This is a genomic window from Rhizobium sp. BK112, assembly GCF_014193215.1.
GTDB classification, from domain to species: domain Bacteria; phylum Pseudomonadota; class Alphaproteobacteria; order Rhizobiales; family Rhizobiaceae; genus Rhizobium; species Rhizobium anhuiense.
Genome location: NZ_JACHYZ010000011.1, coordinates 203820 through 227304, shown reverse-complemented (window position 1 = coordinate 227304; position 23485 = coordinate 203820). Strand labels below are relative to the sequence as shown.

The following is a 23485-nucleotide window of genomic DNA, read 5'->3' as shown; positions in this document are numbered from 1 at the left end:
ATTGCCGTCAAAGTCCGTTCAGGACATTTCTCAAATAATCGAGCCCGAAGCGCTCGCCCTCTTTTCGCGCGGCTAAGTCCTTGCCTGGCCAGCCATAGGCGGCATCCTCGTGTTCTATGGACAGCGTGCCATCGAAGCCGGAGCCACGCGCCTGGCGCAGGAACCTCGGCCAATCGATGAGGCCGAGCCCGGGCAGCTTGTATTGCCACCAGCCTTTGCCGTGATAGCCGACAGCCTGCAGTATCTCCGGATCGATGGCCGTGTCCTTGGCATGAAGGATGGCAATGCGGTCCTTCACCGCCTCCATCGCCTGATAGGGATCGACGCCGATGCGGATGAGGTGCGAGGGATCGAATTCCAGGCCGAAGCGGGGATTGTCGATCCGCCGAAAAAGCTCCAGCCACCCTTTCGGTGTCGTGCCGATGAAATTGTCCTTCGGACCCGGCCAGTTCTCGATCGCGAAGGTGAGGCCGCTCGATTGCGTCTGCGCAATCAGCCGGTTTGCGAATTCGGCGAAGTCATCATAATTGGCTTCGTCGCTGGCCGTGTCGTCCCGGCCCGGGAAGATCACGAAGATCGGAACGTCCGCTTCTCCAATCGCACTGGCAAATTCGGCGGTCTTTGCTCGAAGTTCCTGGCGTCTTGTCGGGTCGGCATCGAGCTGGTTGCCGAAATAGGTGATCGACGACACGAAGAGGCCGCGGCCGCGTGCAAGCGCGACGGCGCCCGTCACCTGATCGGGTGTCTTGATATGGCCGCCGACATCGATCTCGATTGCGTCGAAACCGGCCGACGCGGCGAATTCCACCACTTCCTCCAGGGGACGATCATTGAATGTCGAGGTGTAAAAGCCGATCTTCACCAAAGTTCTCCGATCTTCACCAAAATCCCTGGGGCCTAGCTGGCCGTTTCAATTGTTCAGGCGATCCATATTCTTGAGTGGCGAACGTGTGCGTTGAGCAGCATCGGCCGATGCGAGCATCAGGGCCGCCGCCATCGGCATGACCGCCGCCCCCATGGCCGAAGCATCCTCTCCGAGCGAGGCACGGTGAAGCGAGGGGAGGTTGGTGTCCTCGGCGTCGAGATGCTCGTGCACATACCGAAGCAGCTCGTCGACGATACGGATCGGCAGCCGGCCGCCGACAAGGACGGCATCGGGATCGACGATCATGCCGATATGCTTGACGGCGACGGCCAGATGCGCGCTCATTTCCTTCAGCCACTGTGAAACCAGGCGCCTGCCCTGTGCATCCAGCGTCAGCAGATCGTGGGGAACGCTGACCTCGACGCCGTGCCGGGCAAGAAAATCATAGAGGAAAAACAGCGAGAATATCTCGCCGAGAAGCTGGACCTTGTGTGCCTTCTCGTCCCGGTCATCGGCAATTGGGAGCCAGCCGATCTCGCCGCTGAGGCCCATGGCGCCGCGATGACCGTTGCCGTCAAGCACCAGGCCTCCGCCCGGGCAGGCATTGATGGCGATGTAGAAGAAGCTGCTGCTTTCAGCACCCAATCCGTAATCGAGTTCGGCAAGGGCCGCGGCATTGGCTTCGTTTTCGATGAAGACAGGATGCTGCGTCAGGTTCTCCAAAGCAGCGCGCACATCGAATGAAGTCCATTCCTGATAGGTGTCGGGCTTGCCGAGGAGCGAAATCTCGCCGAGCCAATCCGGCATGGCGAGACCGATACCGGCCAGGCGCGCGTCGTCGATCAGGCGGCTGCGCTGGAAATGCGAAATCGCATCGGCGGTGAGCTGCAGGAATTCCGCCGGCAGGATGAAGCGCTTTTCGTGATGCACGCGGGCACGGACATTGCCGACGGCATCAACGGCCAAGATCGTCAGATGGTCGCGATCGATGTTGATGCCGATGGCAAAACAGGCATCCGGATTGATCTCGAGTTCGATTGCCGGCTGGCCGCGCAGGCCGTGTCGCCGGCGGGCTTCCATGATCAGGCCTTCGTCCAGCAGGCGATCGACGATCCGGGCGATCGCCGGTTTGGTAAAACCCGTCCGCCTGGCGATTTCGGCGCGCGAAATCGGCGCCTGGCGATGGATGCAGCGCAGGACGACCGCCCTGTTATGCTCGCCGGCATCTTCGACATTGGCGCCGGTCAGATCCGGGGACAGCCTGGCGCCGAGTGTCTGGTTCATCGGGTCAAATCCTTCATCGCGCATGGAGACCGAACCGACCCTCATCCCTTGACGGCGCCGCTGGTCATCGCGCCGAGGATCAGCCGCTGCAGCGACAGAAAGGCCACGATCGCCGGAACGACCGAGATCAGGCAGGCGGCGGCAAGCAGTTGAATGGACGAGTCGGTTTGCATGCCGCGGAAGTTAAAGATTCCGACGCCGATCGGCATCAGGTCATTTTTCGTGAGCAGCAGGAAAGGCACCAGGAATTGCGACCAGCCGGCAATCACCGTGATGATGAAGACCGAGGCGATGCCCGGCGCCGACAACGGCAGGATGATGCGCCAGAACACCGAAAACCTGTTGCAGCCGTCGATCATGGCGGCTTCGTCGAGGCTGCGCGGGATGCCGTCGACCGTGCTCTTCAAGAGCCATGTCGCCAGCGGAACGCCGAGCGCGATATAGACCATGACGACGGCAAAATGCGTATCCAGCAGGCCGAGCCGGTTCATGTAGCGGTAGAGTGGCACCATGATGACAAGCGGCGAGATCATCTGGAAGAGAAGCAGCGCCATCATCGACAGGCCTTTGCCGCGGAATTGAAACCGGGAAAAGGCGTAGGCTGCGGGCAATGCCACGATCAGCACGCCGAAGCCGCTCAAGGCTGCAAGCTTGAGGCCGTTCCAGAGATAGAGCGGAAAATAGCTGTTGTTCAGGACGGTGATGAAATTGTCGATGGTGGGATTGTTCGGAATATACCGCGCCACGCCGCGATAGATCTCGCGCTTGTCACGCATCGCCATCGACAAGAGATAGGTGAGGGGCCCGGCGAAGAATACGAACATCGCCAGCATGAACAGATAGCTGAAGAAATCGCCGAGCCGCGTTCCTGTCCGTCCGCTCATTGCTCTTCCTCCTTCGGCAGGAATGACGCGTAGACGAAGGCAAGTCCGAGGCTGATGATCAACATAAGTACGGAAAGCACGCTGCCGCCGGAGAGGTCGTAGTTTCTGAAGACGATATTGAAGACGTAGAGCGAGATCACCTCGGTCGCGCGCCCCGGTCCGCCGCCTGTCAGCGTGATGATCGCATCGAAAGTATTCACGGTCTGGATGGTGATGAGGATCATGTTGACGAGGATTGCGGCGCGCAGCTGCGGAAGCGTGACGAAGAAGAACTGCTGCGATGCGGTTGCGCCGTCCACCTCCGCCGCTTCGTAGAGCGAGGGATCGATCGCCTTCAGTGCCGCATACATGACGACCATCGAAAAGGCCGTGCCGCGCCAGATGTTCGATATCAGCGTCGACCATGGCGCCATGGCCGGATCGGAAAGCCAGGCGACAACAGGCAGATGCATCAGCCGCAATATGCTGTTCAGCGCGCCGTAAGGCGCTTCGGAAAAGAGCATCTGCCAGATGATGCCGCCGGCAATACCCGGCACGACCCAGGCGACGAGCGCTGTCGTCCTCAGGATGGTGGTGCCGAACAGGCCGCGCTTTTCGCCGCGAATGACCGTGACGGCGACCGCCAGGCCCAGGATCTGCTGGCCGATCACGCTGCCGCCGACGAAGATCAGGGTTGCCCAGAGAATGTCGGGCAGCTGCGGTGAGCTCAGCGCATTGGTGATCGACCCGAGCGTATATTCCTGATTGTCGCCGATCAGCGTCGCATTGGTGAAGGAGAGTCGGAAAACGTCGATGACGGGATAGAGGTAGAAGATGCCGATGACGACGATCACGGGCATGATCCAGGGCAGGGGCGCGCCGGCGAAACGACGCATGAACGTTCTGCTTTGAGGCGGGCTGTCAGCCTCGATGGCAATGGGGCTCATTGGGCCTCTCTGTCCGGGTTGGCAATGTCGACGGCGCCTGAGGGCAGGCGCCGTCGCGATTGGAAGCGTCACGGACGCCCGGCACTACAGCCGCTTGTAGGCCTCCAATGCGGCGTTGAAGGCGGCATTCAAAGCGTCTTCCGGTGTCTTGGTCCCCGAGAGCACGTCGCCCATCATGATCTGGATCTGGTTGGAGATCTCGGGATAGATCGGTACGCCGGGGCGCGCCTGGCCGTCGACCAGAGCCTTGGCGAAGGTCTTGTTGGCTTCGGTGGAGAAGACCTCATACTTGTCGAAGAGCGACTTTCTGGTCGGCAGCTGCTGCTGTAGCGCATTTGCCGGCCCCATATAGACCTCGCGTGCAAGGTTTGCGCACATCTCGATCTTGTCCTTGTCCTTGCTGAAGGAGGCGATCGTCCAGCCGCCCGTGCCGGTCGAGAGTTGATCGGCCGCGGGGCCGGGGATCGGTGAGAAGGTCCAATTCTTGAACTCGTCTTCTTCAAGCGTCGTCTTCAGCTGCGCATATTGCCAGTTGCCGCCGATGAAGAGTGCCGTCGTTCCCGCTGCCGCCGCAGCATTCATGTCGTCATAATTCGCGATCGTGGTGACGCGTTTGGGCGCGGCGCCGGAATCGACGAGATCCTTGAAATAATTCAGCGCCTTCAGGAATTTCTCCTTGTTCTCGCCTTCGCCGAACACAGGCTTGCCGCTATCGTCGACGAGCTTGCCGCCCAGCGCCCAATAGTTCGCCAGCCAGTCAAAGGTCGTACCTTCCCAGCGTCCGCCGTTGAACAGAACGCCTTCCATGCCTTCCTTGGTGGAGGCGAGCGCAGCCTTTTTCAGGTCGTCCCAGGTCTGCGGCGCATCTGATACAATCGACTTGTTGCGGTAGAGCACACGAAGATCGGTATCCCACCACCATGCGCGGACCGTCTGGTCCTTATCGGTGATGCCGCTGCGGATGAAGGGGAAGAGGTCGTCCACTTCCTCCTTCGAAAAATACGGCGTGAAGTCCGCCAGCACGTGATTGACCATGAACTGCGAGAGCACGAAGGAGTCGACCGCGGCGCAGTCGGGCGCGTTGCCGGCCTTGGCCTGCTCCAGCATCTTGGCCTGTTCCGTGCCGATATCCGACGACATGAACTGCATCTGCAATTTCCAGTCGGGATGCTTCTTGATGAAATCGACGAAGAGCTTCTGATAGCCCTCGGCGATGGCCGGATCCGAATTGTTCGGACTATCGTTCGTCAGGCGGACGACGAGGGATTTTGGCGCATCGGCAAGGCCGATCCTGTCCTTGGTGGCAAGTTCCTGGGCAAATGACGTGGATGCTGAAAATAACATTGTGCTCAGCGCAAATGCGCTGACGGTGGCGCTCTTCATGATGGGTCTCCTCCCCATTTGAACGAATACAGCCTGGCGGTCGGTTGACCTCTCCTCAATTCCGTGCTGCATTAATTAGATTAAGTTACTTTGATTTGATGTCAAGCCACAGCTTGGAAGGCCAGAGCCTGGGAGGTTGAGATGCTGGCGACAATCAACAGCAGCTAGCGCATAATTTCCGAAAATCGAGATCGATTTCTGGAAAAGGATCCGCGCCATTAAAGCGATGGAGCGTGCTGTCGGGCGCGTGGCGCATCGACCGAAATTTTCCTGAAGAAGAGGACGAGGCGATCGCGGATGGCCGCGATGGCAGGAGTGCGATTTTGCCCGGCCGCGCTGCCGGAATCAGCTCTGACACACCCGCGTCCGATAGGACGCGCCAAGGGAGGATAAGATGCGTTTACTCATTCTCGGTACCGGCGGCATGGCCAACCAGCATGCCGCCAACTTCAAGGCGATCGAAGGCGTCAGCGTCGTGGGCGGCGTCGACGTCGTCCCGGAAAGGCTTGCCGCCTTCTGCACCGAACATGGCATCGCCAACCATTTCACGTCTCTTGAAGAGGCGCTCGCCTGGGGCGAGTTCGATGCGGTGGCGAACGTCACGCCTGATAGCATCCACCACCCGACGACGCTTGAGGCGATCGCCGCTGGCAAGCATGTCTTCTGCGAAAAGCCGCTCGCCACCGATGCACTCAAGGCCATGGAGATGACCGAGGCGATCGAACGATCGGGCAAGGTCGGCATGGTCAATTTCACCTATCGCAACTCGCCCGCCCTCCAGAAAGGCCGGCAGATGGTGCTCGCCGGCGAAATAGGAGACGTGCGCCACGTCGAGGCGTCCCATCTGCAAAGCTGGCTGGTCGGCCGTCACTGGGGCGATTGGAAGAGCGAAAGCAAATGGCTGTGGCGGCTGAGCAAGAAGCATGGATCGAACGGCGCGCTCGGCGATATCGGCATCCATATCGTCGATTTCGCCTCCTACGGTTCCGGCCTCGACGTTGCCCATGTCTTCGCGCGGCTGAAAACCTTCGACAAGGCGCCGGGGCACAAGATCGGCGAATATGATCTAGACGCCAATGACAGCTTCACGATGAATGTCGATTTCGCCAATGGCGCGATCGGGACGATCCAGGCGACGCGCACGGCGGCCGGACAGATGGATCAGCTGCGTCTCCGGGTCTATGGCGAAACCGGCTCGATCGAGATGATTTACGATACCGGAAAGTCGACGCTTCGCGCCTGCCTCGGCGAAGACGTGCACACGGCGACCTGGCGCGACGTGCCGTTCGATCCGGTCGAGACGAATTACCAGCGTTTCGTCCAAGCTGTGCGGGCGGGCAGGACGCAGGAACCGTCCTTCCGCCGCGCCGCCAATATCCAGAAAGTCCTGGATAAGGCGCTGGCCTCCGATCTTAGCCACACCGATGAAGCGCTCGGCTGAGCCGGCTCTCAAGCGGAAGCCGGCGGCAGCAGTAAAGTGTTGAGGAAGGGCAGGAGGGCAGCCCCCAGCGCAACGCCGCCGCCGCTGAAGCTCGCCGGTTTCATCGGCGAAATCCAGGGTGTCAGCAACGGTCTCGTGGAGGTGTCGCGGCGCTCGATCGAAAGCTGATGGATCAGCGCTTCGATCACGCCCTGCGGCAGATCGCTGCCGATCATGACGACGCTCGGGGCAAGGAAGCCGGCCATGGCGATGATCGGATCGAGCAGATGGCCGGCGGCCTCCCGTATCCATTGCGACAGCGATGGCGAGGAGATTTCCTCGCCCTTCAGCAGGCGGGTGAAGTCCTGGTCGCCGATCCGCGATCGCAGTGACTCGAAACCGACGACGGTGTTCAGCTGAACATTGTCCGGGCCGGTCAACATTTCGCCGATGCTGCCCGCCCTGCCATGCACGCCGGAATAAGGAATGCCGCGGATGAGAAAACCGGCCTGGATGTCGTCATCGATGATGATCATCGCCAGTCCGCCTTCCCTGGCGGAGCTGCCGATCGTGCGTTCGGCGAGAAGGCTCGCCGTGCATTCGTTCTCGACATAGGGACGCGCAATCGTCGACATGGCGGCGATTTGATCGCTTTGTTCGTCCGTCCAGTCGTTGGCGGCGATGCCTAGGCCGATGATCGGCAACATCGCGTGGCGATCGACCATGTCCCTGACGGCCGCGTGCACCAGCTTGACCTTGTCTGCTGGATCCAGGCCGAAATAGACCCGGTCATGCACCTGGCCGCTAAGATCGATGAGGACGATCTCGCCGCGCCTGTGGCGAAGCTTGACGCCGATCGAGAAAGCGCCTTCCGGGCGCAGGGCAAATTCGGTCGCAGTCGCTCCGCCACCCGAGCCGTGGCGGCGGTTGGAGGTGACCAGCTTCTCCTCGGCCAATCGGCGGAGAATATTGGTAATGCCCGGGCCGGTCAGGCCGCAATGGCGGCCAAGCTCCATCCGCGTCAGCGGACCATGGCGGCGGATGGCTTCCAGGATGACGCGAATGTTTCGATCGGCGATTTCACCGGATCGCAGACCGACTGTTTTGGCACGCGGGGCGCCCGTGTCCTGGGTTTGAAGCCGACGCGGCCCTGATCGAAGATACCGCATGGTCGCCGTCCTTAGAGCTACATGAAGCTTGTGTATCACGCCTGCGTCCACCGCAATGAATTTCTTACGGGCTTGACGGGAAATCAAAGTTACTTAATCTAAAGCTCTCGGAATTGCTTGGAGGAGGAGACCGGGCAAATCGCGATGCCGGTCGCACCATCTTCATCTCCCAAAACTATGACCACGGATTGTCGCCGTCGATTTTCAACAGGATAAGCCATGCCTCTGACCATTGCCCAGCGTCTCGATCGTCTGAAAGTCCGCATTGCCGAGCTCGCTCATTGGCGGGATCGACACAGTGCTGCGATCGACGGCTGGACCTTCGAGGGCGAGCCGATCGCACATCACCAGGATTGGCCGCACCGCCAGGGGGTGGTGCATTTTGCTGCAACCGTCGAGGCACCCGAAGCGTGGCCTCTCGACGATATTCGCCTGCAGCTCGATCTCGGTGGCGAGAGCCTGATTACGCTGAGCTATCCCGACGGCGAGACGGAAACATTCGGTCTCGATCCCTATCATCAGGAATTCCCGCTGAAGGGCCGCCGCTTTTCAATCGCAACGGAAACCGTCGCCCGTTTTCCGTTCGGCGAGCCCAATCGCGCACCGCGGCTCAACAAGGCCCGGTTTATTTGGCTCGACGGTCCCGCTCACCGTCTGCATCTCCTGTTGAAGCAGGTTGCCGAGGCGATCGAGGTGCTCGGCGAGCATGAAGTCGTGCCGCATCTGATGGATGCCGCCGAGCATGCGCTGCGCAGCCTCGACTGGCCGTCGGACACGGCGGCTTACATCTCCCGCACGTCAGGCGCGGTCATGCAGCAGAAAATCTGGGAACTGCCGGAGCTTGAAGCTAATCCGGCGGGCCTCACGGACGAGCAAAGCGCTTCGGCAGCTACGGCCTTCGAGGCTCTGACGGCCCGGCTGAAGGAGCTGCAGAAGCGCTTTCCGCCGAATGGAGAACTGCTGCTCACGGGGCATGCGCATATCGATCTCGCCTGGCTCTGGCCCTATCGCGAGACGCGGCGGAAAATGCGACGCACCTTCAATACGGCGCTGTCGCTGATGGAGCGCTCCGATGATTTTCGTTTCAATCAATCGACCGCCCATTATTACGCGCAGATGGAGGAGGAAGACCCGGACCTTCTCGAGCGCATCAAGCAGAAGGTCGCCGAAGGTAAGTGGGAAACCGTCGGCGGCATGTGGGTGGAACCCGATACGAACATGCCGACCGGTGAAAGTCTCGCCCGTCAGGTTCTCTACGGCCAGCGTTATTTCGAGAAGACCTTCGGCACGCGCCATACGGTTTGCTGGTTGCCGGATTGCTTCGGCTTCTCCGGCGCGCTGCCGCAGATCCTGAGACAGGGCGGCATCGACAGCTTCTTCACGATCAAGGTCAATTGGAGCGAGACCAACCATATTCCCTCCGATCTCTTCTGGTGGAAGGGGCTCGACGGCAGCCGGGTGCTGACCCATACGTTCGACAATCCGATGCAGGGTTACAACGGCTTCGTGCAGCCCGATTGCTTCGTGCCGACATGGAAGAATTTCCGCGGCAAGACGCAGCACCATACGTCGCTTCTGGCCGTCGGCTACGGCGACGGCGGCGGCGGCGTCACGCCGGAAATGGTCGAGCGCGAAGTGCAGCTGCGCGATTTCCCAGCGATCCCGCAGGCACGCTGGGGCACCGTCAAAAGCTATTACGAGCAGGCGCACCGCACTGCCGGGGAAAAGACCCTTCCCGTGTGGGACGGTGAAATCTATCTCGAACTGCACCGCGCCACGCTGACGTCGCAAAGCGGCGTCAAGCGCAGGCATCGCCAGGCCGAACGTGCGCTGATCACCGCGGAAACCATCGCTTCGCTGGCGCATATGCTCGGAGCAGGCAGGCCCCAAAGCCTCGAAGCCGATTGGCGCGTGGTGTTGAAGAACGAATTTCACGACATTCTGCCGGGCTCGAGCATCCGTGAGGTCTATCAGGATGCCGAGCAGGAACTGGGTGGGGTCATCGACCATGCCAAGGCCGAGCAGGCAAAGTCATTGCAGGCGCTGTCGGCCAATCTGCCGAAGGGCGGGGTTGGAGACGCCCTCGTCGTCGTCAATCCGTCTCTTGCGGCCAGGCCGCTCAGCACAACGCTCTCCGATGGCACGGTCGTCGCGGCCGCCGATCTCGTCGCCCCCTTGTCCGTCGCGGTCTTCGACAAGCGCGCGCTCAAGCCGGCGGGCGGGCTGAGGGCAGGCTCCGACCGTCTCGAAAACGACCACATCTCCGTCGCCATCGGCGGGGACGGCGCGGTTGTCAGTCTCATCCACAAGGCAACGGGCCGGGAAGCGATCGACGGCTCGGCAAATCAGCTCTGGGTCTATCCGGCCGACAAGCCGCGCAATTGGGACGCCTGGGACATCGATGCCGATTATGCCGAAAAGGCCATTCGCCTCGATGCGCCGGAGAGCATCGCCCTCGTCGAAGAAGGCCCGCACCGCGCAGCGATCCGCGTCATTTACCGCTACCGGAATTCAAGCGTCACGCAGACCTATGTGCTGACGGCCAATGCCCGGCGGCTCGATATCGAAATGACGATCGACTGGCACGACCGCCGCACCCTTCTGCGTACGCTGAACCCGGTCGCCGTCCAGGCCCGGAAGGCGACGTTCGAATGCGCTTTCGGCGTCGTCGAGCGGGCAACCCATACGAACACCTCCTGGGAACAGGCGATGTTCGAGGCTGTCGCCCATCGCTTCGTCGATATCAGCGAGCCGGGCTTCGGCGTCGCGCTGCTCAACAATGCCAAATATGGCCATAGCGCCCGCGGCAATGTGATCGGCATGAGCCTGGTGCGCGGGCCGATCTATCCGGATCCGCTGGCCGATGAAGGTGAGCAGAGCTTTACCTATGCGCTGATGCCGCATGAGGGTGCCTGGCATGAAGGCGGTGTTCTCGACGAGGCGATCGATCTCAATCAGCCGCTCGTCGCGGCCGAAGCCAGCGGCCTCTCCGCCGGCACTTTCGCGCCGCTTACCGTCAACGGCACACCCGTCGCTTTCTCGGGCCTGAAGCCGGCGGAAGAAGGCGATGGCCTCATCCTGCGCCTCTACGAACCGGCCGGCCGGCGCGGCCGGCTCTCCCTCGGCCTGCCTTCCGGATGGGCGGCATCGCAGCCGCTGAACATTCTCGAAGAGCCGATGGAGCGGATTGGACCTGCCGACATCATGCCGTTCGAAGTCAGGACCTGGAGGCTGCAAAAAGCCTGACGCCGCTTGTCTGGGAGATCACGCTCCGCCGCTTCGTTTGCGGCGGAGCAGTTACCGGGCGCAGCCCGTACAACCGGGCTGGTCGCCAGCGATGTCCGCTTTCAGCATTCATTATCCCGATCGCGCAGACAAGTCCCAAGCGCGGCGAAAATGGAACTTTTTATTAGTTTCTTATCGGCTGTTAGTCGGCTGTGGCCACGACAAAAAGGCTCCCCTCGAAAGCGAAGGTGATCTCGGAACGTCGGTCGCATAGGTGGCGATCGAATGAAGTCGATCACCCATTCCGTAGCCGGCAGGGGATATGAGGACTCCTGTTTGCGCTAAGCAGGAACTGACACATGCCCGCAAGTATTTTTTCGCGCATCAGCACCAAACTGGCCATGCTTTCCGCCATCGGCATTTTGCTGGTTGCGGTTATGCTCCTTACCGTCTGGCAGGGAGGCCAGCATGTCGCTCAGCGCGCGAAATACCGGGACGAGCAGTTGATCGTCTCGCGCGATCTGGTCGATGCCAAGGCGTCGTTGCGCGGCCTGCAGGTCGGCGTGCGTGATCTGCGTCTCGCCACTTCCACGGATGAGATTGCCAAGGCAGCCGACTACATCGCCGCACGCCATCACTCCGTTATAAAATATCTGGACGATGCCATGGAGGGGTTGCGATTGCAGGTCAACAGGGACCGGATCGTGAAGCTCAAGGCGTTGGGCGACAGGCTTTATGCCGCCACCGACGACATGGCCGAAATCGTCAAGGCAAAGCTTGCCCTCAAGGCCGGCGATCCTTCGCTTAACGCAAAGGAGAAGGACGTTCAGGTAAAATTGTTGGCAATTTCAGACGAGACAGCCCAGCTGATCGATGAAGGGGTGGACGCCGCGAAGGCGATGGCGACAAAGGCTGAGGAAGAGGCGGATGCCGGCGCTCTTCTCGTTCTAAGCCTCAATCTTGGCATCGGCCTGCCGACCATCGCCACGCTGATCGGCGCTGCGGTCTTTGGCGCTCGCGTGATTGCAAAGCCGATCGGCCGGATTACCGCAAGCATGAGCAAGCTTGCAGAGGGCAATCTCGCTGCCGAAATCCCCTTCGCCAATCGGCGCGACGAAATCGGCCAGATGGCCCGCGCCGTCGAGATCTTCAAGCAAAACGGCATCAAGGTGCGTGAGTTGGACGCTGCCGGTGCGGATAAGCGGGCGAAGGTCATTGAAATGCAGATGAACATCGACGCGGTCATCACCGCAGCGGTTGCCGGAGACTTCACGCGTCGCGCCGTCGTGGAATATGGCTATCAGGACCTGAACCAATTCGCATCGGGCGTGAATGACCTCGTTGCGGCAGTCAACCGCGGAATCGCCGAGACCTGTCGCGTGGTTGCTGCGCTCGCCGACGGCGACCTGACCGAGAACATGAGGGGCGAATTCCAGGGCGCCTTTGGCGAGCTCAAGGAAAACGTCAACGCGACGATGGTCAGCCTGCGCTCCGTTCTCGGCGAGGTGCGCGCCGCTGTCGACATCATCAACGGCGGCGCCGGCGAAATGCGGATTGCCTCTGGAGATCTGTCGAAACGCACCGAGCAGCAGGCGGCGTCGCTGGAGGAAACCTCCTCTGCCCTGGAGGAGATCACCGTCGCAGTGAAGAACTCGACCGAGCGGGCACTGGAAGCCAGCCACATGGTGGATGAGGCGAAGAAAAACGCCGGGCAGTCGAGCGCCGTCGTGAGCCAGGCCGTTTCGGCCATGGGGCGGATCGAGCAGGCCTCCGGCGAAATCGTCCAGATTATCAACGTTATCGACGAGATCGCCTTCCAGACCAATCTTCTGGCGCTCAATGCGGGGGTCGAGGCGGCACGCGCCGGTGAGGCCGGCAAGGGCTTTGCCGTCGTCGCACAAGAGGTGCGCGAATTGGCGCAACGCTCGGCCAATGCGGCCAAGGACATCAAGGTGCTGATCAACCGCTCCAGCAGCGAAGTCCATTCCGGGGTGAAGCTGGTGACGGCGACGGGTGAGGCGCTTGGCGATATCCAGGGCCAGGTGGTCAAGATCGACGAGCATGTGCGCTCGATCGCCACGGCGGCAAGGGAGCAGTCGACCGGCCTCTCCGAGGTCAGTACTGCCGTCAATCAGATGGATCAGGTGACGCAGCAGAATGCGGCGATGGTGGAGGAATCGACCGCAGCCACGAACCGGCTGGCGGACGAGGCGGCGAATCTCGCCCGATTGATCGCCCGCTTCAAACTGGATGCCGCTCAAGTAGCCCCACGCGCCGTCACGTCGGAAAGCAGATCGGCGATCTCTCCTGCGCGCGCGCTCGGTCAGAGGCTGGCAGGCGCATTTGGCAGATAAGTTGCCGTGGCGGCTGCCGTGATTGCCGCCGGTCGAAAAGCGTCAGGGCGGGCGGCAAAGTTCGCAACCACAAAATCCACGAAAGCGCGGACTTTTGGTGAAAGCTGACGATTGGATGGCCAGACGAGCGAGAGCGAACCGTACGGCACCATGAAGGAGGTGAGGACGGGGACCAAATTTCCGGTTCGCATATCGGGCTCTGCGACGTAGACGGGCAGATGCGCAAGGCCCAAACCGTCCCGTGCTGCTCGCAGACCTGCATCCGTGTTGTTGAATGTCAGGCTTCTCGGCAAAAGCAGCCGCTCGCATGGCGGGCGGAATGCCCACGGCGCGACACGACCGCTGGACGGGTACTTGAAGTGAATGCAGGCATGTCGGGAGAGATCATCCGGGGTCTCCGGTCGCCCATGGCGCTTGAGATAATCGGGACTTCCGCAAACGACGAAATGTTGATCGCCGAGATGGCGGGCAATCAATCGTGCATCGGCAAGCTCACCGCTGCGCACGACGACATCCAGGCCCTCTGCGACCAGGTCTATGACCCTGTCTTCGAAATCGATGTCCAGCTCGATCTCGGGAAATCGCTCGGCAAAGATCGGCAGGATCGGCATAAGAAGGTGATGTCCGACGATATGCGGCACGCTGACACGCAGGCGTCCCCTTGGGCGTTCCCGGCTTCGTGAGACTGTAGCCTCTGCGTCATCCATGTCGTCGAGGATGCGTTTGTAGCGCTCGTAGAGAACGGCTCCTTCCTCGGTCAGGCTGATACTGCGCGTCGTCCGGTTGAAGAGCCGCACGCCCAGCCGGCTTTCGAGGCGCGCCACGGCTTTTCCGATCGCCGACGGCGAAACTCCGGCAACCCTGGCGGCTGCGACATAGCTCTGTTGTTCGGCGGCGTAAACGAAGGCGACAACGCCTGCGAGACTCTCCACATCAACACCCAATTGAAGACATTTTGTCCTTTATGTAAGTCCAGGAGCGGTAATTGATCAATATTGCATAGGAAATATCCTCTGTCTGAATGCGCGGCCAGCCAATATCAAAGGAGTGAGCGATATGCGGGACTATGCAAAAGAACGACCCGAGCACACGGAAAAATACATCGGAGAGAATGACTTATTTCTGGAAATATTTCATGGGCGCGGTGATTCAAGGCAGTCCGTTCGGCCGCCTTTGCTCTTCGTCCACGGCGCCTTTACCGGGAGCTGGATGTGGAGCAAGTACATTCCGCATTTCATATCGGCGGGATGGAACTGCTATTGCATCAACCTGCGAGGCCACTACAAAAGCAGGTCGGCGGATTTCACAAAAATCCTGTTTGAAGATTACCTGGAAGACATCCGGCTGGTGATCTCCGAAATCGTCGAAGAATGTGGAACTCCTCCCATCGTGATCGGATTCAGCATGGGAGGAATCCTGAGCCAAAAGCTGGCGGAAAGCGTGGGGATTGCCGGACTGGCGCTGATCGATTCCAGCATTTGCAGGGAAGTGCATGCCGAAGTTCCCTATCGCGATCTCGCGTTAAGAATGCCCGGCCTCGTGGTCCCCGCGCCCGCACGCGACGAGCAAATCAGTATCGATGAAACATTCGAGGATATCGCATTCCAGCGGAAGTACCTGTCCATGGAATCTGCAAAGGCATTCGACGCATTTTCCTTTCATTTCGGCGCGGAGGGGATTTCCGTCGAAGGCGAGAGGATCACCTGTCCCAGCCTCGTCATTTGCGCCGTCAACGATGAATCCGATGATCATCGAGGCCGGGCGACGGCTCGCCACATCGGCGGCGAGTACCTGGGGCTCCGGGGTACGACACATACGGGTCTGCTTGTCGGACAGAGGTATTCCGAAGCGGTAAGCCGAATTATCGACTGGTTGGCGCGCTTTGATGGATGATAGATCTGCCGATCGGGCGTCATCCTCGACCGGCTCCCGAGCACAGAGCCGCAAGCCAAAGCTCAATCCTCCAGACCAAGGCTCGCCAGCAGGCGGCTGACATAGGCTTCCAACCCGCCGACCATATCGAAACGCGCGGGATCGCGCAGCCAGAGCATTTGCAGGCCATCCATCACCGCAATCAGCTCGGCCGCCATCGCCTTGCCATCGATCCTGCCGTCTATCGAGCCATCGGCAACAGCCCGGTCGACGGTCGCGGCGATATCGTTCTGCAACTGGGTGGCGCGATTGAGAAACCATGCCTTGGCCGGGTGGTCCTTCATCAGGCTCTCGGCATTCAGGATAGCGAAGGCCCTGATGACCTCGACCATTTCGGCGTTACGGCGGAAGACCTCGACCATACCTTTGAGAAGGCCACGCAGGTCGGCACGATGGATGCCGATGAAGCTTTCGCTTTCGAGATCGCGCTTGTCCAGAATGGCGAGCAGCAGATCGACTTTGGTCGGGAAGTGGTGCAGCAGGCCGGGCAGCGACAGGCCGACGTCGCGGGCCACATCGCCGATGGCGGCATTCTGGTAGCCGTCTTCGGCGAAGCGCCGCATCGCGGCCGTCAGGATCTCCGCGCGGCGCGCCTCGCCCTTGCGGGATCTGCGTCGTCGCTTTTCCTCCTGTCCAGACTTCAATTCGGCAAACTCTGCCATCGTCTCTCCTCTTCGGCACTCTCAATCCATACATCAGGCTTAGGCGGTTGACATCTTAAAAATACCGAGTAATCGGTAAGTTTAAGAATTGCATGGCGCGGAGCAGTCGCGCACGCCTGGCGCCGCCGCACAGCGCCCGAATTCCAGTTCAAGGGGAGGTTTGCGTGATCGATTCCATTCTCGACAAGATGACGCTCGAGGAGCAAGTCTCGCTGTTATCAGGCGCCGATTTCTGGACGACGGTTCCCGTCGAGCGTCTTGGTGTGCCGAAAATCAAGGTGACGGACGGACCGAATGGCGCGCGCGGCGCGGGTTCGCTGGTCGGCGGCGTCAAGGCGACCTGCTTTCCCACTGCCATCGCGCTCGGCGCCACCTGGAATCCCGATCTCGTCGGGCGCATGGGCGTGGCGCTTGCCCATCAGGCAAAGAGCAAGGGGGCCGCGGTGCTGCTAGCGCCCACGGTGAATATCCATCGTTCCGGTCTCAACGGGCGGAATTTCGAATGTTATTCCGAGGATCCGATGCTGACCGCGGAACTCGCCGTTGCCTACATCAAGGGCGTGCAGAGCCAGGGGATCGCGGCGACGATCAAGCACTTCGCCGGCAACGAATCCGAGATCGAGCGGCAGACCATGTCTTCCGATATCGACGAGCGGGCGCTGCGCGAAATCTACTTTCCGCCCTTCGAACAGGCTGTCAGGCGCGCCGGCGTGATGGCCGTCATGTCCTCCTATAACCGCCTCAACGGCACCTATACGAGTGAGCACGAGTGGCTGTTGACCAAGGTGCTGCGCCAGGAATGGGGCTTCGACGGTATCGTCATGTCCGACTGGTTCGGTTCGCATTCGACGGCCGAGACGATCAATGCCGGTCTTGATCTCGAAATGCCGGGTCCGGCGCGTGATCGCGGCGAGAAACTGGTTGCGGCCGTCCGCGAGGGGAAGGTCGAAGCCGCCACCGTGCGGGCGGCGGCGCGGCGTATCCTGCGTCTGCTCGAGCGGGTGGGCGCCTTCGAGGCGACGCCCGATCTCACGGAGCAGGCGGTCGACCTGCCGGAGGACCGGGCGCTGATCCGGCGCATCGGCGCAGAAGGCGCAGTCCTTCTGAAGAACGACGGCATCCTGCCACTTGCCAAGACTTCGCTCGACCGGCTTGCCGTCATCGGACCCAACGCTGCGAGCGCGCGCGTCATGGGCGGCGGCAGCGCGCAGATCGCGGCGCATTATACGATCAGTCCGCTCGAAGGAATCCGCGCGGCCCTTGCCAACGCCAATAGCGTCAGCCACGCCGTCGGTTGCCGCCATAACCGTCTGGTCGAAGTGTTCAAGGGAAAGATCACCGTCGAATATTTCAAGGGGCGCGGCTGCCAGGGCACGCCCATTCACGTCGAGACCGTCGACAAGGGCGAGTTCTTCTGGTTCGAGCTGCCTTCGGGCGAACTCGACCCCACCGATTTCTCGGCCCGGATGACGATGCAATTCGTGCCGGAGGAGAGCGGCGATCATGTCTTCGGCATGACCAATGCCGGATTGGCGCGGCTCTTCGTCGATGGCAGGCTGACGGTTGACGGCCATGACGGCTGGACCCGCGGCGAGAATTATTTCGGCACGGCCAATGACGAACAGCGCAGCATGGTTACGCTCGATGCGGGCCGAGCCCATGCCGTGACCGTCGAATATGACCCGCCGCTGGCGAACGGGCAGGGGATCAATCTCACGGCCATTCGGTTCGGCGTCGAAAAGCCCTTGGGTGAGGCCGATATCCAGGAAGCTGTCGAGATGGCGCTGAACGCCGATGTCGCGCTCCTCTTCGTCGGCCGCGACGGCGAATGGGATACCGAAGGTTTGGACCTGCCCGACATGCGGCTTCCGGGTCGGCAGGAGGAACTGATCGCGCGGGTTGCGGCTGCCAATGCCAACACCGTCGTCGTGCTGCAGACGGGCGGTCCGGTGGAAATGCCCTGGCTCGGCAAGGTCCGCGCCGTGCTGCAGATCTGGTATCCCGGTCAGGAGCTGGGCAACGCCGTCGCCGATGTCCTGTTCGGCGATGCCGAGCCCGGCGGACGCCTGCCGCAGACATTCCCCAAGGCGCTTGCCGACAATTCCGCAATCACAGGCGATCCAGCCGTCTATCCGGGTAAGGATGGCCACGTGCGCTACGCCGAAGGCGTCTTCGTCGGTTATCGTCATCACGACACACGCGCTGTCGAACCGCTCTTCCCCTTCGGTTTCGGCCTTGGCTATACCCGCTTCAACTGGGGCGAGCCGCGGCTCTCGGCCAACGAAATGGGTCCCGAAGGCCTGACTGTCAGCATCGATGTGACCAATGTCGGCGACCGCGCCGGATCGGAACTGATCCAACTCTATGTGCGCTCGCCAAAGTCCAAGGTAGAGCGGCCGGACAAAGAGCTGCGCGCTTTCGCAAAGCTTTCGTTGCTCCCTGGTGAGACTGGCACGGCCGACCTGAAGATCCTGCCGCGCGACCTCGCCTATTTCGACGTCGAGGCCGGCGTCTTCCGCGCCGAAGCGGGCGGCTACCAACTGGTCGTGGCGGCGAATGCCGCGGATATCAGGTTCGTCATCGACCTGCCGTCACCACTCGAGTATCGGCTGCCGGCTTCGTATTAACGGCAGGCTGGCGGCCCATGTCGTATTTGAGCTGGGCCTAGCCGATACGGTCGATAGCGGTTGACGCCTCCGCGCCAGGCGTTGAGTGGCTGGAGCTGGATCAGGCCGCGTCGGGCTGAGTGCGCAGATTGGTGACGACGCGCCGGTTCTGCACCCTGCAGGAGCGCTCCGTGCAGTCGCGGACTTCGCGGTCGTTGCCGTAGCCCTTGGCCCACATGCGCCTGGCGTCCACGCCCTTCGAGACGAGATAGGCCATCGCCGCATCGGCGCGCTTCTGCGACAGCGTCTGCATTTTCGATGCGGAGCCGGAATCGTCGGCAAATCCCTGCAGCTTGAGCAGCCAGGTCGGGTTCTTGTTGAGCCAGATGGCCTGGTTATCCAACGTTGCCATGGCGACGGAATCGAGCGTGGCGGAATCTTGCGTGAAGTAGATCCGTCGGCCGACATTGAGGATGAAATCCTCCTCGCTGCCAGCCGCGACATTTTCGAAACCGGGCGCGGGATCGTTGGTCTGGCCGGTCATCGGCGCAGCCGTTGGTTCTTCCAGGGAGGCGATCTTGGTGGTGGAGCAGGCGGCAAGCGCCAGGAGCATGGCCGCGGCGAGAAGGCGCCTCGTATATCCGGTCATCGCAGACATCAGGGGATATTCCTTATTGGACCGGAGTTGCTTGACTGACCTGAGCTGCACTTTCAGCCTGATCGGCAATATGCGGCAGAACCTGTACAGCGGTGCCGATGGGGCAACGCTGGTAAAGATCGATGGCGTCTTCGTTGAACATGCGGATACATCCGCTGGAGGCATCCTTGCCGATGCTCCACGGCTCCAATGTGCCATGGAAGCGATAGCCGGTGTCAACGCCGTCGCGATGCAGGTACATGGCGCGGGGCCCGAGTGGGTTCTTTGGCGAGCCTCCGGCCACGAATTCCGGCAGTTCGGGATGGCGCTTGCGCATCTCCGGCGGCGGCGTCCAGCGCGGCCAAAGCGATTTAGCATCGATCGTGGCCCGGCCAAACCATTTGAAGCCCTCGCGGCCGACGCCGACGCCGTAGCGAATGGCGGTCTTGTTCTCCATGATCACGTAGAGAAAATGGTGTCTTGTATCGACGACGACGGTGCCGATCGGCTCGCTGCTGAAATATTTGACGACCTGGCGGAGCCACTTCTTGTCGATCTTGGCGAAGTTGGTCTTTTGGAACGTCACGCCATTGTCGACAATGGTGCCGGCAAAATAGGAAGACGCAGCGGCAAATGCGGGTTTCCGGATCGCACTCGCACCTAGTAACGCCAAGCCACCAAGCAAAATATTCCTGCGGGTCCCCACCATCGGCAATATCCCCCTTAAAGCCAGCAGCGGAGTATTAGTAAATCAGATTTTTCATTTGCGACAACAGAAAATTCTTTTCCTCCTTAAAGACAGAGATCGAGTTCTCGGTCTCAAGGAGCTGTATTGCTCTGATCGTTACTCCAGGAGGACGATGCTACGCCCAACAGACGTACCGATCCCTTGAACGGATAGGACAGCTGTCAACAGTCCCGATGCTGCGTCGAAAAATACCTGCGATGCGTCAACGTCCTCGATGACGCTTTGCCGATTCCGGTGGCAATTTACCTCTGCGCAGAACGTGCTGGCCCCGATGTTGCGTGCAACCTACTCGGTAGTGTCGGAAGCACGAATTTTTATCGAATAAAAGGTGACTAAAATAATCACCTTATGTTGACAAGATCTCTTTCGGTCCATAGTTTCCGCCCGCATCCGAGAGGTAGGGACCAAGCAATGGCGCGTGTTTTTTTGAATGTTTCTAATAATGTATCGAGAATTTATAGAGATAGCCTATTTGTCACGACAGCGATCGTCCTGATCGGCATTGCAGCATCGCCGGCCGCAGCCCAGAGCGCCTCCACCGATGCCAATGCGACAGCGCTGGATCCGATCGTCATCGAAGGCGGCGCATCCTCTGATAGCAAGACCGACCGGACGTCCGTTGCTGCCAAGAAAAGCTCGGCTGCGACCAAAATCAACACGCCGCTCATCGAAACGCCGCGTTCGGTCTCGGTGACCACCGAGAAGGAAATCGAGCAGCGCGGCGCGCAGAGCATCATCGAGGCCGTGCGTTATTCGGCCGGCGTGACGACCGGACCGAACGGCTTCGATCCGCGCTTCGATCAGATCTTCATTCGCGGCTTCAACATCACGACGGTCGGTGACTATCGCGACAGCTTGCGCCAGCCTTATATCAATTACGGTATGTTCCGCACCGATCCATATCAACTGCAGCGCGTCGAGGTGATCAAGGGGCCGGTATCCGTTCTCTACGGATCGGGATCGCCGGGTGGTTTGGTGAACAAGATATCGAAGCTTCCAACCGAAGAGCCGATCCGCGAAGTCGGTATCTCCTACAGCACCAAGGATCGGGCTCAGGCGATGTTCGATTTCGGTGGGCCGATCAGCGAAGGGAACGACGATTTTCTCTATCGCATCGTCGGCCTTGCACGCCACGGCGACAACAATTTCGATATTGCCGACGACCGCTATTTCCTGGCGCCGTCCTTCACCTGGAAGCCCGACGAAGGCACGTCCTTCACGCTGTACGGCCTGGCGCAGTCCGACGAGACCGATGCCAATGTCGGCGCGATTACGACCGTCGACGGCAAGATTCTCGACATAAGGCAGAGCGATCCCGATTACGACTACCAGAAGGTCAAGCAGCAGCAGGTCGGTTATCAGTTCGAGCACGAATTCGACAACGGCCTGACGTTCCGCCAGAACCTGCGCTATTCGCATCTCGATCTCAGGGCTCGTTACCTCGGCGTTTCCAGCTGGACCGGCACCGTCGCCCATCGTAACGCCAGTTCGATCCGGGACGAGATGAACGTCTTCCAGGTCGACAACCAGCTCGAGGCGAAGTTCGATACCGGCCCGCTTGCCCATACGATGCTGTTCGGGCTCGACTACACCAATCTCCAGTCGAACTGGGGTTACGGCATCGGGGCGGTGAACTCGGCATTCGATTTCGATATTGCCAACCCGACCTATGGTGTTTCGGGCGCTACACCGGACTATAACTTCATCGTTGCCGATGCCGATATGCGCCAAGTCGGCATTTACGCCCTGGACCAGATCGAGGCTGGAAACTGGCGCTTCAACCTCGGCGGCCGCCAGACCTGGGTGAACCAGACGCGCGACACGACCTACCCCTCTTTCGGCTTGAACGACTCGGAAGACGTCAACAAGAATGCCTTCTCCTGGCAGGCCGGTGCGCTTTACCTCTTCGACAACGGCATTGCGCCCTTCGTTTCCTACGCGACCTCGTTCGATCCGGTGACCAACCGGTCGACATCCGGCAAGATCCTGGAGCCGACGGAGGGCGAACAGTACGAGCTCGGCGTGAAGTACCAGCCGCCCGGCACCGACATCCTGCTGTCGGCGGTCGCCTATCACATCGTCGAAAAGAACAAGCCGGTGCTGGTCAATCCGCTGACCCTTGCCTATGATTCGCTCGGCGAAGTGACGGGAAAAGGCATCGAGCTTGAAGCCCGTGCGGCAGTTGCCGACGGCCTCGACATCATTGCGGCCTACACCTACAACCATTCCGAGGTGACCGGAGGCGACAATGAGGGCAACACGCCGGCCTTCACGCCCGCGCATGTCGCAAGCCTCTGGGCCAACTATACTTTCCAGGAAACCAATCCCTTCAACGGCCTCTCGCTCGGCGCAGGTGTCCGCTACATCAGCAACAACTGGACGGACACGGCCAACACCTCGAAGAACCCGTCGAGCTTCTATGTCGACGCATCCGCCGCCTATGATTTCGGGGCGGTCGACAAGAAATACGAGGGCCTGACGGCTGCCTTCAATATCCGCAACATTGCCGACCACCGCGACACGGTCTGCAACGAGGGCTTCTGCTATCTCGGCCAGGGCCGCAACATGACAGCCACCTTGAAGTATCGGTGGTAGGCGTGGCGGCAGCGACGAACGGGGCATCTCGGCGCCGGAATTCGATCGCCGATCATTCTGTCGCCCACCAGGCCGTCGACCTCGACGGCCTGGTGGGCGACAGCCCGTTCTCCTATTGCCGCGGCAAGCTGCTCGGCGCGCCACCGCAGACAGGCATCGTCGTTCCCTGCAGGGATCTTTGCGACCGGGCGATCTTCGACGAGATCATCGGCCGTTATACGCAAAAGTTTCCAGGCAGCGACCGCCGCGCGATCGTCTCCATGTGGACGCTCTACTATTTCAGCATGCTGACGATCGCTCCCAGCGTCCACATGTTCGTGCATCGGATCGGGCTGCCGCTGGAGATCGATCGGCTTTCCCTCGTCTGCAACGAACATACGGGCGAGCCGGAGGCATTCGTGATGTCCGAAAGGCCTGAGGCGACCACCGATCCGGCCGCTGAGCTTCACTGGCTGATGCGCGGCCATGTCGAGCCGGTAATCGCGGCGATCGCCGCCAATGCCGCCGTCGCTCCGAAGCTTCTCTGGAACAATGTTGCGGCGTATCTCTCCTGGATTCTCAAGGAGATCGCCCATCGCCACGAGCCCGGCCTCGTCGAAGGCGGGATGGCCCTGATGGAAGAGGCTACATGGCCGTGCGGTGGGCGCAATCCGATGTTCGGCATGATCCGCATCGCACGACAGCAATGCGGCCTCGAATTCGCCCGCCGGAAAGTCTGCTGCCTGCGCTATAACCTCCCGGGAGTCGGTGGCTGCGGTGAAGCCTGCCCGCTGCCGGACGGGCGCCATTAGAGCG

The 23485-nt window shown here is 60.7% G+C and carries 17 protein-coding genes; 7 read left to right on the top strand and 10 right to left on the bottom strand.

The genetic code is table 11. From position 1 onward, the window contains the following. Positions 1 to 7 precede the first annotated feature (7 nt). The 5 genes from FHT75_RS27155 to FHT75_RS27135 form a co-directional block, all read right to left on the bottom strand. Entirely contained in the window at positions 8 to 862 is an 855-nt protein-coding gene (locus FHT75_RS27155) for a sugar phosphate isomerase/epimerase family protein (protein ID WP_047616677.1), read from the bottom strand. 48 nt (positions 863 to 910) lie between these two features. Continuing rightward, positions 911 to 2149, bottom strand: a complete 1239-nt coding sequence (locus tag FHT75_RS27150; protein WP_047616977.1) for an ROK family transcriptional regulator — start codon at positions 2147 to 2149, stop codon at positions 911 to 913. A gap of 41 nt (positions 2150 to 2190) precedes the next feature. Beyond that, on the bottom strand, positions 2191 to 3033 hold the full coding sequence (locus tag FHT75_RS27145; protein ID WP_063474038.1) for a carbohydrate ABC transporter permease: 843 nt from the start codon (positions 3031 to 3033) through the stop codon (positions 2191 to 2193). Then, a complete protein-coding gene (locus tag FHT75_RS27140) occupies positions 3030 to 3959 on the bottom strand; it encodes a carbohydrate ABC transporter permease (RefSeq protein ID WP_047616681.1) in 930 nt (309 codons plus the stop codon). The genes FHT75_RS27145 and FHT75_RS27140 overlap by 4 nt, the downstream gene beginning before the upstream one ends. 84 nt (positions 3960 to 4043) lie before the next feature. Beyond that, the gene (locus FHT75_RS27135) at positions 4044 to 5342 is read right to left on the bottom strand and encodes an extracellular solute-binding protein (protein WP_047616940.1); all 1299 of its coding nucleotides are present in this window, start codon (positions 5340 to 5342) and stop codon (positions 4044 to 4046) included. 394 nt (positions 5343 to 5736) lie between these two features. On the opposite strand from FHT75_RS27135, the gene FHT75_RS27130 reads away from it, so the two are divergent. Further along, positions 5737 to 6783: a Gfo/Idh/MocA family protein gene (locus FHT75_RS27130; RefSeq protein ID WP_047616685.1), complete on the top strand. Its 1047-nt coding sequence runs from the start codon at positions 5737 to 5739 to the stop codon at positions 6781 to 6783. Positions 6784 to 6791: 8 nt separating this feature from the next. Here the strand turns inward: FHT75_RS27130 and FHT75_RS27125 are convergent, their stop codons facing one another. Beyond that, the gene (locus FHT75_RS27125) at positions 6792 to 7931 is read right to left on the bottom strand and encodes an ROK family transcriptional regulator (RefSeq protein ID WP_063474039.1); all 1140 of its coding nucleotides are present in this window, start codon (positions 7929 to 7931) and stop codon (positions 6792 to 6794) included. 219 nt (positions 7932 to 8150) lie between these two features. Here FHT75_RS27125 and FHT75_RS27120 point away from each other — a divergent pair, with 219 nt between their 5' ends. Together FHT75_RS27120 and FHT75_RS27115 are read left to right on the top strand one after the other, a co-directional pair. Continuing rightward, positions 8151 to 11177 (top strand): alpha-mannosidase, encoded by a 3027-nt coding sequence (locus FHT75_RS27120; RefSeq protein WP_063474040.1) that lies wholly within the window; start codon positions 8151 to 8153, stop codon positions 11175 to 11177. A gap of 338 nt (positions 11178 to 11515) precedes the next feature. Next, positions 11516 to 13510: a methyl-accepting chemotaxis protein gene (locus FHT75_RS27115; RefSeq protein WP_063474041.1), complete on the top strand. Its 1995-nt coding sequence runs from the start codon at positions 11516 to 11518 to the stop codon at positions 13508 to 13510. On the opposite strand, the gene FHT75_RS27110 is transcribed toward FHT75_RS27115, so the two are convergent. Beyond that, positions 13480 to 14442, bottom strand: coding sequence for a LysR family transcriptional regulator (locus FHT75_RS27110; RefSeq protein ID WP_063474172.1), 963 nt, complete (start codon positions 14440 to 14442; stop codon positions 13480 to 13482). The two genes, FHT75_RS27115 and FHT75_RS27110, sit on opposite strands and share 31 nt — an antisense overlap. Positions 14443 to 14566: 124 nt before the next feature. On the opposite strand from FHT75_RS27110, the gene FHT75_RS27105 reads away from it, so the two are divergent. After that, entirely contained in the window at positions 14567 to 15403 is an 837-nt protein-coding gene (locus FHT75_RS27105; RefSeq protein ID WP_063474042.1) for an alpha/beta hydrolase, read from the top strand. Between the two features lie 62 nt (positions 15404 to 15465). On the opposite strand, the gene FHT75_RS27100 is transcribed toward FHT75_RS27105, so the two are convergent. Further along, entirely contained in the window at positions 15466 to 16104 is a 639-nt protein-coding gene (locus tag FHT75_RS27100) for a TetR/AcrR family transcriptional regulator (RefSeq protein ID WP_047616937.1), read from the bottom strand. 164 nt (positions 16105 to 16268) lie between these two features. Between FHT75_RS27100 and FHT75_RS27095 the strand changes: the two genes are divergently transcribed. Then, positions 16269 to 18731: a glycoside hydrolase family 3 C-terminal domain-containing protein gene (locus FHT75_RS27095; RefSeq protein ID WP_047616936.1), complete on the top strand. Its 2463-nt coding sequence runs from the start codon at positions 16269 to 16271 to the stop codon at positions 18729 to 18731. A gap of 100 nt (positions 18732 to 18831) precedes the next feature. Here the strand turns inward: FHT75_RS27095 and FHT75_RS27090 are convergent, their stop codons facing one another. Beyond that, positions 18832 to 19368, bottom strand: a complete 537-nt coding sequence (locus FHT75_RS27090) for an OmpA family protein (protein WP_063474043.1) — start codon at positions 19366 to 19368, stop codon at positions 18832 to 18834. Positions 19369 to 19381: 13 nt separating this feature from the next. Then, entirely contained in the window at positions 19382 to 20056 is a 675-nt protein-coding gene (locus tag FHT75_RS27085) for a L,D-transpeptidase (RefSeq protein WP_097623196.1), read from the bottom strand. Positions 20057 to 20506: 450 nt separating this feature from the next. Here FHT75_RS27085 and FHT75_RS27080 point away from each other — a divergent pair, with 450 nt between their 5' ends. Together FHT75_RS27080 and fhuF are read left to right on the top strand one after the other, a co-directional pair. After that, complete coding sequence (locus FHT75_RS27080; RefSeq protein ID WP_063474045.1) at positions 20507 to 22690, top strand: TonB-dependent siderophore receptor; 2184 nt, start codon at positions 20507 to 20509, stop codon at positions 22688 to 22690. Positions 22691 to 22692: 2 nt separating this feature from the next. Then, positions 22693 to 23481, top strand: a complete 789-nt coding sequence (gene fhuF, locus FHT75_RS27075) for a siderophore-iron reductase FhuF (protein WP_063474046.1) — start codon at positions 22693 to 22695, stop codon at positions 23479 to 23481. Positions 23482 to 23485: the final 4 nt, after the last annotated feature.